This window comes from Cedecea neteri (genome assembly GCF_000758325.1).
GTDB lineage: Bacteria > Pseudomonadota > Gammaproteobacteria > Enterobacterales > Enterobacteriaceae > Cedecea > Cedecea neteri_B.
Genome location: NZ_CP009459.1, coordinates 768,270 through 781,386, shown reverse-complemented (window position 1 = coordinate 781,386; position 13,117 = coordinate 768,270). Strand labels below are relative to the sequence as shown.

At 56.4% G+C, this 13,117-nt stretch carries 10 protein-coding genes; 3 read left to right on the top strand and 7 right to left on the bottom strand.

Features of this window, described 5'->3' with window-relative positions:
* The first annotated feature begins 65 nt into the window (after nt 1-65).
* Nucleotides 66-2,468: a maltodextrin phosphorylase gene (malP, locus tag LH86_RS03785; RefSeq protein WP_039298445.1), complete on the top strand. Its 2,403-nt coding sequence runs from the start codon at nt 66-68 to the stop codon at nt 2,466-2,468.
* A 9-nt stretch (nt 2,469-2,477) separates the two neighbouring features.
* Nucleotides 2,478-4,556 carry a 4-alpha-glucanotransferase gene (gene malQ / locus LH86_RS03780; protein ID WP_039298442.1) on the top strand — a complete coding sequence of 693 codons (2,079 nt, stop codon included), beginning with the start codon at nt 2,478-2,480 and terminating at the stop codon, nt 4,554-4,556.
* 122 nt (nt 4,557-4,678) lie between these two features.
* Here malQ and nfuA read toward each other — a convergent pair whose 3' ends face one another.
* Together nfuA and gntX are read right to left on the bottom strand one after the other, a co-directional pair.
* Complete coding sequence (gene nfuA / locus LH86_RS03775) at nt 4,679-5,254, bottom strand: Fe-S biogenesis protein NfuA (RefSeq protein ID WP_039298438.1); 576 nt, start codon at nt 5,252-5,254, stop codon at nt 4,679-4,681.
* A 58-nt stretch (nt 5,255-5,312) separates the two neighbouring features.
* Nucleotides 5,313-5,996, bottom strand: coding sequence for a DNA utilization protein GntX (gene gntX, locus LH86_RS03770; protein WP_039298433.1), 684 nt, complete (start codon nt 5,994-5,996; stop codon nt 5,313-5,315).
* A gap of 38 nt (nt 5,997-6,034) precedes the next feature.
* Here gntX and bioH point away from each other — a divergent pair, with 38 nt between their 5' ends.
* Nucleotides 6,035-6,811, top strand: a complete 777-nt coding sequence (gene bioH, locus LH86_RS03765) for a pimeloyl-ACP methyl ester esterase BioH (protein ID WP_039298431.1) — start codon at nt 6,035-6,037, stop codon at nt 6,809-6,811.
* 44 nt (nt 6,812-6,855) lie between these two features.
* Here the strand turns inward: bioH and feoC are convergent, their stop codons facing one another.
* From feoC to greB, 5 genes are all read right to left on the bottom strand, one after another.
* Nucleotides 6,856-7,092 (bottom strand): [Fe-S]-dependent transcriptional repressor FeoC, encoded by a 237-nt coding sequence (gene feoC / locus LH86_RS03760; protein WP_038478024.1) that lies wholly within the window; start codon nt 7,090-7,092, stop codon nt 6,856-6,858.
* A gap of 9 nt (nt 7,093-7,101) precedes the next feature.
* Entirely contained in the window at nt 7,102-9,420 is a 2,319-nt protein-coding gene (gene feoB / locus LH86_RS03755; protein ID WP_039298427.1) for a Fe(2+) transporter permease subunit FeoB, read from the bottom strand.
* 52 nt (nt 9,421-9,472) lie between these two features.
* Entirely contained in the window at nt 9,473-9,697 is a 225-nt protein-coding gene (feoA, locus tag LH86_RS03750) for a ferrous iron transporter A (RefSeq protein ID WP_008457875.1), read from the bottom strand.
* Between the two features lie 451 nt (nt 9,698-10,148).
* Nucleotides 10,149-12,485, bottom strand: coding sequence for a Tex family protein (locus tag LH86_RS03745; RefSeq protein WP_039298424.1), 2,337 nt, complete (start codon nt 12,483-12,485; stop codon nt 10,149-10,151).
* Between the two features lie 111 nt (nt 12,486-12,596).
* Nucleotides 12,597-13,076 (bottom strand): transcription elongation factor GreB, encoded by a 480-nt coding sequence (greB, locus tag LH86_RS03740; protein ID WP_038478036.1) that lies wholly within the window; start codon nt 13,074-13,076, stop codon nt 12,597-12,599.
* Between the last annotated feature and the right edge of the window lie 41 nt (nt 13,077-13,117).

The window sequence follows — 13,117 nt, the reverse complement described above, 5'->3', positions numbered from 1 at the left end:
AGTCCACCAGGCTGCCCGGCACACTAGCGGGTAATGATTTTCGAACATTACAGGACCGATTTTCTATGTCACAGCCGATCTTCAGTAAAGAACAGTTCCAGTCCGCTCTGACGCGCCAGTGGCAGCGTTACGGCCTACATGATGCCAGTGAAATGACCCAACATCAGTGGTGGCACGCGGTTAGCGGCGCGCTTGCCGAGCTTTTAGCGGCTCAGCCTGCAGCCAAGCCTGGAGCCAAACAGCGCCATGTAAACTACATCTCAATGGAGTTTTTGATTGGCCGCCTGACGGGGAATAACCTGCTTAACCTGGGCTGGTTCACTGAGGTGAGTGAGGTACTGAAGGGTTACCAGATTAACCTCACCGATTTACTGGAAGAAGAGACGGATCCGGCCTTAGGCAATGGCGGGTTGGGCAGGCTTGCTGCCTGTTTCCTGGACTCAATGGCCACGGTCGGGCAATCGGCCATCGGCTATGGCCTGAACTATGAGTATGGCCTGTTCCGCCAGTCCTTTAAGGACGGCAAACAGATGGAAGCCCCGGATGACTGGCAGCGCGGGAGCTATCCCTGGTTCCGTCACAACAGCGCGTTGGATGTGCAGGTGGGCATTGGCGGGAAACTCGTGAAGGACGGTAAGCATTCGCGCTGGGAGCCAGCCTTTGTTTTCCAGGGTGAGGCGTGGGACTTACCGGTGCTGGGCTATCGAAATGGCGTGGCACAGCCGCTGCGCCTGTGGCAGGCAAAGCACGCTCATCCGTTTGATCTGACAAAATTTAATGACGGTGAGTTTCTTAAAGCCGAGCAGCAGGGCATTGACGCTGAAAAGCTCACCAAGGTGCTCTACCCGAATGACAATCACCTGAACGGCAAAAAGCTGCGCCTGATACAGCAATATTTCCAGTGCGCCTGTTCGGTGGCTGATATCCTGCGCCGCCATCATCTGGCAGGCCGCAGGCTCGCCGAGCTGCCGGACTACGAAGTAATTCAGCTGAACGATACCCACCCAACGATCGCGATCCCTGAGCTGCTTCGCGTGCTGATTGACGAGCATCAGCTTAGCTGGGACGACGCGTGGGCGATCACCAGTAAGACCTTCGCCTATACCAACCACACCCTGATGCCTGAAGCTCTGGAGTGCTGGGATGAGAAGCTGGTGAAAGCGCTGTTGCCGCGCCACATGCAAATCATCAATGAGATCAACAAGCGCTTTAAGCTGCTGGTCGATAAAACCTGGCCGGGGGATGAAGCCGTCTGTGCGAAGCTTGCCGTGGTGCATAGCAAGCAGGTGCGCATGGCAAATCTGTGCGTGGTCGGAGGCTTTGCGGTGAACGGCGTGGCGGCGCTGCACTCCGAGCTGGTGGTGAAAGATCTGTTCCCGGAATACCACCAGCTGTGGCCGAATAAATTCCATAACGTGACGAACGGCATCACGCCACGCCGCTGGATCAAGCAGTGCAACCCGGCGCTTGCCGCGCTGTTCGACAAGACGTTGAAGAAAGAGTGGGCGAATAACCTCGACGTGCTGGAAGGACTGGAAAAGCGCGCCGATGACGCCAAATTCCGCCAGACCTGGCGCGAAATCAAGCATCAGAACAAAGTAAAACTGGCTGCATTTGTGAAGGCTCGTACCGGCATTGTGATCAACCCGGATGCGTTGTTCGACGTGCAAATCAAACGTCTGCACGAATACAAACGTCAGCACCTGAACCTGTTGCATATCCTGGCGCAGTACAAAGAGATCCGCGAGAACCCGAAGGCAGACCGCGTGCCGCGCGTTTACCTGTTTGGCGCGAAGGCGGCCCCGGGCTATTACCTGGCCAAAAATATTATCTTTGCGATCAACAAGGTGGCCGAGGCGATCAACAACGATCCGCTGGTGGGAGACAAACTGAAGGTTGTCTTCCTGCCGGACTACTGCGTATCTGCGGCGGAGGTAATGATCCCGGCGGCTGATATTTCCGAGCAGATTTCGACTGCGGGTAAAGAGGCATCCGGCACCGGTAACATGAAGCTGGCCCTGAATGGCGCACTGACGGTGGGGACGCTGGACGGCGCCAACGTTGAAATCGCAGAGAAGGTGGGTGAAGAGAATATCTTTATTTTCGGCCACACCGTCGAACAGGTTAAGGCTCTGAAAGCCAAAGGCTATGATCCGGTGAAATGGCGCAAAAAAGATAAAGTGCTGGATGCCGTGCTTAAAGAACTGGAACAGGGCAAATACAGCGCAGGAGATAAACACGCTTTTGATCAGATGCTGCACAGCATCGGCAAAGAGGGCGGCGATCCTTACCTGTTGATGGCGGACTTCACCGCGTATGTCGAAGCACAGAAGCTTGCCGACAAACTTTACCTGGACCAGGAAGCCTGGACGCGCGCGGCCATTTTGAACAGCGCCCGCTGCGGTATGTTCAGCTCCGATCGCTCTATCCGCGATTACCAACAACGTATCTGGCAGGCAAAACGCTAAGGGAGCGCCATGGAGAGCAAACGTCTTGATAGCGCCGCTCTGGCGGCGGGTATCAGCCCGAACTACATCAACGCCCACGGCAAACCGCAGGCTATTCCTGCACAGACAAAACTGCGTCTGCTCGAGGCCATGAACCGCACCGCTGTTGCAAAAAAGTCGACCGATCCTGTGCCAGCGGTTCAGGTTTTCACTGCCGGGCAGCGGATGCAGCTGACGCTGGAAGGTGAGGGTGAATTTAGCTGGGTGCTGACCACTGAAGAAGGCCACACCCACCACGGACAAGTTTCTGGCGGTAAGAAACTAACGCTGCCGACGAAGCTACCCGAGGGCTACCATTCGCTGGTGGTCAGTCGGCAAAAGCAGAGCTGGACGAGCAGAATTATCGTCGCCCCGCCGCGCTGCTATGAGCCGGACGCGTTACTGCAGGGCAAAAAGCTGTGGGGCGCGTGCGTGCAGCTTTACACGCTGCGCTCGGCGGCTAACTGGGGCATCGGCGACTTTGGCGATTTGAAGCAGATGCTGGGGGATGTGGCGAAGCGGGGCGGGGCGTTTATCGGCCTCAACCCGATTCATTCGCTTTACCCGGCTAACCCGGAGAGCGCCAGCCCGTATAGCCCATCGTCACGCCGCTGGTTGAATGTCATCTATATCGACGTCAATGCGGTAGAAGATTTCCAGAACAGCAAAGCGGCGCAGGCGTGGTGGAAAAAATCCGCCGTGCAGAAACAGCTTCAGAATGCGAGAGATGCTGAGTGGGTGGATTATTCCGCCGTTACGGCCCTTAAGGTTGCGGCGCTGCGTTTAGCGTGGCAACAGTTCTCGCTGCGTAAACCCAGCGATGAGCAAGTCATCGCTTTTGGCCGGTTCGTTGCGGAAGGGGGAGAGGGGCTGTTCTACCAGGCCGCCTACGATGCGCTTCACGCCAGCCAGGTTAACGAAGATCCTCTGCGCTGGGGCTGGCCGGTGTGGCCGGAAGGCTATCGCGACGCCCATAGCCCGGAAGTGAAGCAGTTCTGCGAGCAGCATCGTGATGAGGTTAACTTCTGGCTTTGGCTGCAGTATCTCGCCTGGCGTCAGTTTAAGGCCTGCTGGGATGCCAGCCAGCATGACGAGATGCCGATTGGCCTTTATCGCGACCTGGCGGTGGGCGTGGCGGAAGGCGGCTCTGAAACCTGGTGCGACCGTGAGCTGTACTGCCTGAAAGCCTCCGTTGGCGCGCCGCCGGATATCCTCGGCCCCTTAGGGCAAAATTGGGGGCTGCCGCCGATGGATCCCCACGTCATGGCCGCTCGCGGGTATCAGCCGTTTATCGAACTGCTGCGAGCCAATATGACCCACTGCGGCGCGCTGCGCATTGACCACGTTATGTCGATGCTGCGGCTGTGGTGGATCCCCTACGGCGAGACGGCGGATAAAGGTGCCTATGTGCAGTACCCGGTGGACGATTTGCTTTCGATTCTGGCCCTGGAAAGCCAGCGCCATCGCTGTATGGTGATTGGTGAAGATCTGGGTACCGTGCCGGTTGAAATTGTCGGCAAGCTTCGCGACAGCGGCGTTTACTCTTACAAAGTGCTGTACTTCGAGCACGACGGAGAGAAGCAATTCCGGGCTCCGGCCACATGGCCTAAGCAGTCGATGGCGGTTGCCACAACGCACGACTTGCCCACGCTGCGTGGCTACTGGAATAGCGGCGATTTAACGCTAGGCAAAACGCTGGGACTTTATCCTGATGAAGAGGTGCTGGCGGGGCTGTATGAAGACCGCGAAAGGGCTAAACAGGGATTGCTTGACGGGCTACATAAGTACGGCTGCCTGCCGAAGCGGGCGGGGCATAAGGCCGCGTTAATGACGATGACCGACACGCTCAACCGCGGCATGCAGCGTTATATCGCCGACAGCCATAGCGCGCTGCTGGGGCTGCAGCCAGAGGACTGGCTGGATATGGCCGAGCCGGTGAATATTCCTGGCACCAGCGATCAGTATAAGAACTGGCGGCGCAAGCTAACCGTCTCTCTGGAAGCGATGTTTGCCGATGAACGGGTGAATAAGTTGCTGAAGGATTTGGATAAGCGGCGTAAGAAGCAGTGATTTGGTGACTCTCACCCTGGCCCTCTCCCTGGGAGGGAGAGGGAACCGAACGGTGAAACGTGGGATATTTCTTTCCTCCCTCTCCCCTTTGGGGAGAGGGTCGGGGTGAGGGGCTTATCTAATTAATAGTAAGAGTGCTCACCGCGCTGGTGTTCGGTCAGGTCACGCACGCCTTTCAGCTCAGGGAACTCAGCCAGAAGCTGTTTCTCGATCCCTTCTTTCAGCGTCACATCTACCATTGAACAACCGTTACAGCCGCCGCCAAACTGCAGAATGGCGAAGCCTTCGTCGGTAATTTCCATCAGCGTGACGCGACCGCCGTGGCCTGCCAGCTGTGGGTTAACGGTCGCCTGCAGCATATACTCAACGCGCTCCATCAGCGGCGCGTCGTCAGAAACCTTACGCATTTTTGCGTTAGGCGCTTTCAGCGTCAGCTGGGAACCGAGCTGGTCGGTGACGAAGTCGATTTCGGCATCTTCCAGATAAGGTGCGCTCAGCTCATCAACATAAGCCGTTAACTGCTCGAACGGCAGCGCCGTGTCGGTCGCTTCAACCGCATCCGGCGGACAATAAGACACACCACACTCCGCATTCGGGGTGCCAGGATTGATTACGAATACGCGGATTTGCGTCCCTTCTTCCTGATTTGCCAGCAGCTTGGCAAAGTGGGATTGTGCAGCATCGGAAATACGGATCATAACGATTGCTCAATAGTTGACTATTTTAGTCGGTTATAATACGCCCATCGTCGAGGGTCTACAAGGTTCGACACAGGCACCATACCTGGACAGTCGCCGCGCCCTGCCTTTTCAGCAATCGCGCTATCTCCGCAACAGTACTACCCGTCGTCACGACATCATCCACAATCGCCATATGGCGACCCGCGACGGGAATTTCAACCCTAAAGATGCCTTTCAAATTCCTCTTTCTTTCCTTTGCCGTCAACGTATGTTGGGCTGGCGATGAGCGTATGCGTTTGATTGCAGAGGGATAATGCTCCAGACCCAACCAGTGTGAGAGTGGAGTAGCAATAAGTGCGCTTTGGTTATAACCGCGCCGCCACGCTCGGGTATGGTGCAGTGGCACACTCAAAATAGCATCGGGCAATTGAAGGCTGCCCTCTCGCCTGGCTGCCAGAATACGCAGCAGCAAAAGGCGGGCTAAGGCCGGCGCGAGCGAGGGCGTTCCGGTAAATTTCAGGTGATGAATCAGCGTGCTTAACGGCGGCAGGTAGTCTGTCACATAGGCCATTGTGTCCCACTCTGGTGCTCTTTGCAGACAGCGTCCGCAGGGCAAATGCCCGCTCAACGCCGGTAAACCACACTGCAAACAACAGGCCAGGGGCTGAAGCAGCGAAGTGGTGCAGCAGGAGCAAATACCCCATGTCGGACGGGCAAGCGGTAACCGGCATAGCCAACAGCGGCCAGGGATTGTTAGCATAGCGTTCTCCTTGCTGATGAAAATGAGAACGGTAACTGATGAGTGAGCTGTGGTGGCAAACAAAAGGTGAAGGAAAACGCGATCTTGTGCTGCTGCACGGATGGGGACTGAATGCGGAGGTTTGGCACAACATAGAATCCGAACTCGGCTCGCAATTTCGGCTGCATCTGGTCGACTTGCCGGGGTATGGCCGGAGCAAGGGATTTGGTGCCTTAACGCTGGAGGAAATGGCCGACATTGTGCTGGCTAAAGCGCCTGAATGTGCCACATGGCTTGGCTGGAGCCTCGGTGGGCTGGTAGCAAGCCAGGCTGCGCTCGCCAGGCCTGAACGCGTGAGCGCGCTGGTGACGGTGGCTTCCTCACCCTGTTTTACCGCCGCAGAAGACTGGCCGGGCATTAAACCGGACGTGCTGGCCGGGTTCCAGCAGCAGCTAAGCGAAGATTTTCAGCGTACCGTGGAGCGTTTTCTGGCGCTTCAAACCCTGGGCACGGAAACCGCGCGGCAGGATGCTCGCCTGCTGAAAACCGTTGTTCTGGAGCAGCCGATGCCGGACGTGGCCGTGCTTAATGGCGGGCTTGAGATCCTAAGAACCGCCGATCTGCGCCAGGAGTTTTCGCATTCTGCAATACCACATTTACGTCTGTATGGCCGACTGGACGGGCTTGTGCCCCGGAAAGTAGTTCCCCTGCTGGACGTCCTGTGGCCGCAGTCCAGCTCGGTTATCTTCGACAAGGCCGCCCACGCGCCGTTTATCTCTCATCCGGCCGAATTCTGTCAGGCTCTGCTGGCCTGGGGGCAACAACGGCATAGCTGACGGGCAGTAAAAAGGCGGGATAGCTCGCCTTTCATCAGATTAACTTACCGCAGCGCCCAAAGTTCCCGGGCGCACTTTTTCCCTTCCGGACAGCTTTTGCAGCTTCCCGTCAGGCAACTGCTCGGGTCTTCGCTGATGCGCATGGCTTTGCCCATTGCCTCCAGTCGATCGAGCATGGCGGCTACCAACGGCAGAGGCGTGGCAAGCTGCTGGCTTATCTGCTTCGCTTCCAGGCGGCCCTGAAGCGCCAGGGCGTTACGGATATCAATCAGGCTTGCCATCATTGCTCCTTAGTGACAGTCGCCGGTGCTGCTCTGGCAGCAGGACGACGGCGTTTTTCTGGTGGCCAGTAGTGAGACATCAACGCGGCTACGAGCCCGGCGCAGGCCGCCAAGTAACAGCACATTGAACAATATCACCGCCAGGATGCAAACCAGGCTGAACTGAGGATGCTCGCTGAAGGTGACGCTCTGGTAGTAAAGCGTGGAGAGTGAATAGGCAATGTTCAGCCCCCACAGCACGGAAAACGTCATCCAGCCCCGGCTCGATTCACGGGCGATGGCGCCCATCACCGAGATGCACGGAATATAGAGCAGAACGAAAATCAGATAGCTGTAGGCGGCGGCTTCGCTACCAAACTTGCTGCTCATCACGCCCATCGGCCCGGAGGACATTTCGCCGTCGCCTTTGCTGGCTTCAATGGGGTTCGCCAGCACGCTCAGGCTGAAAGTGTTTTTTAGCCCCTGCCAGGTTTCATCGGCGGCAGCGCCCAGCTCATCAAGCAGGTTAAAGCTTGCGGCATCAAACTCATCATTATGGATATCTTCGGCGGTATAGAGGGTATTCAGCGTGCCGACCACCACTTCTTTGGCCATCGCGCCGGTAAACAGCCCGACGGTGGCCTGCCAGTTGTCATCGTGGACACCAATTGGCTTCAGCAGAGGGGTTAACACGCGGCTGACAGAGGCAAGGGCGGAATCGTTGATGCTATCTACCGTCTTGCCGCTAAAGGAGAAGCTGTTCAGGGCGCCGATGAAAATACTGACGATCACGATGACCTTCCCGGCGCGCAGCACAAAGCCTTTCAGGCGCTGCCAGGTTTGTAAAATCAGGCTCTTGAGATGTGGGACGTGGTAAACCGGCAGCTCCATGACGAACGGCGAAGCTTCGCCGCGCATGATGGTGTGCTTCAGCATCAGGCCGGTGAGAATAGCCATCACGATGCCGAGAATATACAGCGAGAACACCACCAGCGCGCCCTGCTGGCCAAAGAATGCGGCGGCAAACACCGCGAAAATCGCCAGGCGCGCACCGCAGGACATAAACGGCGCCATCATGATGGTCATCAGCCTTTCGCGCGGCGCATCAAGCGTGCGGGCGCCCATGACCGAAGGCACGTTGCAGCCGAAGCCGACAATCAGCGGTACGAAGGATTTACCCGGTAACCCAAGCGACTGCATCAGGCGATCCATCACAAAGGCCGCGCGAGCCATATAGCCGGAATCTTCCAGGAAAGACAGGAACAGGTACATCATGCCGATTTGTGGCACCAGCGGCAGCACGGTATTGATCCCGCCGCCGATCCCCTGAGCGAGGAAAATCGTCAGCCATTCAGGGAAGTGCAGCGTATAACCGAGCCACTGGATGCCGTGAATGAATATCGCCACCGAGCCGCCATCAAAAATGGGCTGCAGCGCGCCGCCAATGTTAATCGCCAGCAGGAACATCAGGTACATCACCAGCATGAAGATCGGCAGGCCGAGGTAACGATTGAGGATGATTTTATCCATCGCTACTGTCAGCCGATTGGGTTCGGCGGTCAGGCTATTGCTAACCGCGTCGCAAATGGAGGCGATGCTTTGGTAACGGGCATCTGCGATCAGCAGCGCGGGGTCCTCAACGGTCTCTGCCAGGCGCGCGCGCGCCGCGTCAAGTTTGTCTGTGGCATTGCCCGCATAAGCGAGGCTGTAGATATCCCCTTCCAGCATCTGCAGCGCCAGCCAACGGCGCTGCGTCACCGGCATTTCCTGCGGCATATCCTCGGCCAGTTTTTTTGCCTCTTGCAGCAAAATCTGCGGATAGTGAACCAGCTCGTTTTTCTCGTTGGGCTGCTTGCGGTCAATGGCGAGCTTCAGGCTTTCAATACCGCGCCCGCGAGTAGACACCAGCGGCACGACAGGGCAACCAAGGCGGGCAGCCAGCGCATCGATATCGATGCGGATCGCCTGCTTCTCGGCGATGTCCAGCATGTTCAGAGCCACCACGCACGGGATGCCCAGCTCCAGCAACTGGAGCGTCAGGTAGAGGTTACGCTCAAGGTTAGACGCATCCACTACGTTGATTAACAGATCGGCATCGCCGCTCAGGATGTAGTGACAGGCGATTTGCTCATCAAGCGAAGTTTGCGACGAAATGGTGGTGAGTGAGTAGGTACCGGGTAAATCAACCAGCGTGACCTGGTGCTCAAGGGTGGAAAACTGACCTTCTTTGCGTTCTACGGTGACACCTGCCCAGTTCCCCACGCGCTGACGAGCCCCCGTCAGCTGGTTGAATAACGTGGTTTTACCCGAGTTAGGATTGCCGATTAAACCTATGGTTAAGTTTTTCATTTTATTCGTGAACTTCGTTGAATGTGCAAAAAACGCGAACGTTTCCCCGCCGTTACGCCACGGCTTCGATATTGACCAGCGCGAGGTCTTTTTTGCGTAGCACCAGGCTTACGCGGCGCGTTTCGATATGAATAGGGTCGCCGAGAGGCGCCACGCGGACGACGTTGAATGAGGAGCCCGGCAGCATGCCGAGAGACAATAATTTTTGGCGATAAGCCGGACTGATTTCACTGGCGAAGCCGGTAATTTTCCACGCGCTATTCGGTATGAATTGCATAAGGCCTACTTAGAGCTGGGCTCTGCATTGACGCTGACTGAATGATCGTTTTATTCACGAGCGATGCGTGTAATAAAAACGAATTAAGCTATCGGAAGAAAGAGAAGAAATATCGTTCAATGCAATGATAATGAGAATGGTTACCGTCGACAATATTTATTTTTCTGGGTGAATTTAACCAAAATAGGTATTTTTCTGGCTGGTTTGGTGGGCTCGTTTTTAAAGAGCTAAAGAAGGTGGTTTCTTAATTATATGAAAAATAGAGTAATAACTTCGCTTTGGTGAGCGATGGATGTTATTTCACTATTACCGATGTTACAGGGATGATAATTGCTGGTTTCATGGTGGAGTAAATATTGAAAATTGATTTAGATCAAGGAGACGTTATTTTTCTGCTTTTTGTAGGCGACGGGAGAAATAAGACCTCTCCCCGAAGGGAGAGGTCAGGTAATTAACGCTTCTTGCCCATTGCTGCGGCCAGAGCATCCATCATCGCGCTATTTCCACCGCCGGCGTTTTCGCGCCCGCGCGGTTTTTGCTGCGCTGCTGGTCTGCCTTTTTGCTCGCGAGGCGCGTTGCTACCGCCATTACCGCGACGGCTGCCACCTTCGCCAGGCTGCTCGTCAAGACGCATGGTCAGGGCGATGCGTTTGCGCTGCAGGTCAACTTCCAGCACTTTGACCTTCACGATATCGCCCGCTTTCACCACTTTGTGCGGATCGTCGATGAATTTGTCCGACAGGGATGAGATATGCACCAGGCCGTCCTGATGCACACCGATGTCGACAAATGCGCCGAAGTTGGTGACGTTGGTCACCGCGCCTTCCAGCACCATGCCCGGTGTCAGGTCATTCATGGTTTCAACGCCTTCGGCAAACTGTGCGGTCTTAAACTCAGGGCGCGGGTCGCGGCCCGGTTTTTCCAGCTCTTTGATAATGTCCGTCACGGTAGGGACGCCGAAACGCTCATCGGTAAACTGGCTGGCTTTCAGATCGCGCAGTTCGCTGCTGTTGCCCATCAGGTCCTGCAGCGCCTGCTGAGTGGCGGCCAGAATACGTTCGACCACCGGATAGGCTTCCGGGTGAACGGTGGAGGCATCCAGCGGGTTATCGCCGTGGTTGATACGCAGGAAGCCCGCACACTGCTCAAAAGCTTTTGGCCCCAGGCGGCTGACTTTCAGCAACTGCTGGCGGTTCTGGAAGCGGCCATTTTCGTCGCGCCAGTTGACGATGTTCTGCGCCATCATGCGGGTCAGGCCTGCCACGCGGGTCAGCAGCGGCACGGAGGCCGTGTTGAGATCTACCCCAACGGCGTTCACGCAGTCTTCGACGACCGCATCCAGTTTTTTCGCCAGCTGAGTCTGGCTGACATCGTGCTGGTACTGGCCCACGCCGATAGATTTCGGGTCGATTTTCACCAGCTCGGCAAGTGGATCCTGCAGACGACGGGCAATGGAGACCGCACCGCGAATGGACACGTCCAGATCCGGGAATTCCAGCGCCGCCAGCTCGGAAGCGGAGTAAACGGAAGCGCCTGCCTCGCTGACAATCACCTTCTGGGCGGTGACTTTCGGGAACTGCTTTTGCACATCCAGGAAGAAACGCTCGGTTTCACGGGATGCGGTACCGTTGCCGATGGCGACCAGCTCGACGTTATGTTTCTCACAAAGCGCAGCCACGGCCACGGCGGCTTTTGCAGCCTGACCGGTATGCGGGTAAATAGTATCGGTTGCTACCAGCTTGCCGGTGGCGTCAACCACCGCGACTTTTACCCCGGTACGCAGGCCCGGATCGAGGCCCATGGTGGCGCGCAGGCCAGCCGGGGCCGCCATCAGCAGATCGTGAAGATTGCGGGCGAAAACGTTAATGGCTTCGTCTTCGGCGCGTTCGCGCACGGTGCCCATCAGCTCGGTTTCAAGGTGCATTAATACCTTGATGCGCCAGGTCCAGCTCACCACGGCCTTACGCCAGCTGTCTGCCGGGGCATTGTTCAGGCGCAGATTCAGATGAGAGATGATCAACTGTTCGCAGTAGCTCTCGCGCGGCGGCTCATCAAACTGCGGATCGGCATTCAGCGACAGCTGTAAAATACCTTCGTTACGCCCGCGGAACATCGCCAGCGCACGGTGAGAGGGAACGGTGGCAATGGCTTCGTGGTGGGCGAAGTAGTCGCGGAACTTCGCGCCTTCTTCCTCTTTACCGCTTACCACGGTAGAAACCAGGTGCGCATTTTTCCACAAATAGTCGCGTACTTTTGCCAGTAGCGCGGCATCTTCGGCGAAGCGTTCCATCAGGATGTAGCGCGCCCCGTCCAGCGCGGCTTTGGTGTCGGCGACGCTTTTGTCGGCATCCACAAAGCGAGCGGCTTCCTGCTCCGGGTCGTGTGAAGGTTCGTTCCACAGCAAATCCGCCAGCGGCTCAAGGCCGGCTTCGATGGCGATTTGCCCGCGGGTACGGCGCTTGGGTTTATACGGCAGGTAAAGGTCTTCGAGTTCGGTTTTGCTCAGCGTGCCGTTGATGGCCCCGGCAAGTTCGTCGCTCAGTTTCCCCTGCTCGGAAATAGACTTGAGGATGGCCTGACGGCGCTCTTCCAGCTCGCGCAGGTAGCTAAGACGAGTCTCCAGTTGACGCAGTTGCGTGTCATCCAGACCGCCGGTGACTTCCTTACGATAACGTGCAATAAACGGCACGGTATTCCCTTCATCCAGCAGGCGAACGGCAGCTTCCACCTGTTCGTTTCTGGCCTGAAGCTCACCCGCAATAATGCGGCAAAGCGAATCATTCATCATGGCTTTTCATCTGTGTAGTACGGAAAATTCAGCAAACAGTTATACGGATCGGGGCGCGAAAATGCCAGCCGCCGACCCAGCGATATTGGGTTTCAGACAGTTCTGTGCGCATTACTCGGGTTTAGGGTACTCAATTTCATTGACGTACCACTGCGCCTCTCCCGCTGGCGTTTGTACCACGGCCAAATCGCCAACTTCTTTTTTGAGCAGCGCTCGCGCCATCGGTGAATCAATAGAAATGTAGTCCTTGCGGCCAAAAATCTCGTCGTAGCCGACGATGCGAAAACGCAGCAGGTCGCCGTCATCGTTTTCGATTTCGACCCACGCGCCGAAGAAGACTTTGCCTTCCTGCTGCGGTGAGTAATCGACGATTTTCAGGCGCTCGAGGGATTTGGTGATGTAGCGAACCCGGCGGTCAATTTCACGCAGGCGTTTTTTGTTGTACTGATAGTCGGCATTTTCGCTGCGATCGCCGAGGCTGGCGGCCCAGGTCACTTTTTTGGTCACTTCGGGGCGCTCTTCACGCCACAGATAATCCAGCTCTTTTTTGAGCTTTTCGTAGCCTTCGCGGGTGATTAACGGCGTTTTCATCTTTCTGCCCTGCAGCCTGTAAAATCAGAGTGTGATTTAAA

Excerpts from the sequence above, each read along its gene's own strand:
- malP (WP_039298445.1), top strand. The coding sequence starts at position 66 with ATGTCACAGCCGATCTTCAGTAAAGAACAGTTCCAGTCCGCTCTGACG.
- malQ (WP_039298442.1), top strand. The coding sequence starts at position 2,478 with ATGGAGAGCAAACGTCTTGATAGCGCCGCTCTGGCGGCGGGTATCAGC.
- nfuA (WP_039298438.1), bottom strand. The coding sequence starts at position 5,254 with ATGATCCGTATTTCCGATGCTGCACAATCCCACTTTGCCAAGCTGCTG.
- gntX (WP_039298433.1), bottom strand. The coding sequence starts at position 5,996 with ATGCTAACAATCCCTGGCCGCTGTTGGCTATGCCGGTTACCGCTTGCC.
- bioH (WP_039298431.1), top strand. The coding sequence starts at position 6,035 with ATGAGTGAGCTGTGGTGGCAAACAAAAGGTGAAGGAAAACGCGATCTT.
- feoC (WP_038478024.1), bottom strand. The coding sequence starts at position 7,092 with ATGGCAAGCCTGATTGATATCCGTAACGCCCTGGCGCTTCAGGGCCGC.
- feoB (WP_039298427.1), bottom strand. The coding sequence starts at position 9,420 with ATGAAAAACTTAACCATAGGTTTAATCGGCAATCCTAACTCGGGTAAA.
- feoA (WP_008457875.1), bottom strand. The coding sequence starts at position 9,697 with ATGCAATTCATACCGAATAGCGCGTGGAAAATTACCGGCTTCGCCAGT.
- LH86_RS03745 (WP_039298424.1), bottom strand. The coding sequence starts at position 12,485 with ATGATGAATGATTCGCTTTGCCGCATTATTGCGGGTGAGCTTCAGGCC.
- greB (WP_038478036.1), bottom strand. The coding sequence starts at position 13,076 with ATGAAAACGCCGTTAATCACCCGCGAAGGCTACGAAAAGCTCAAAAAA.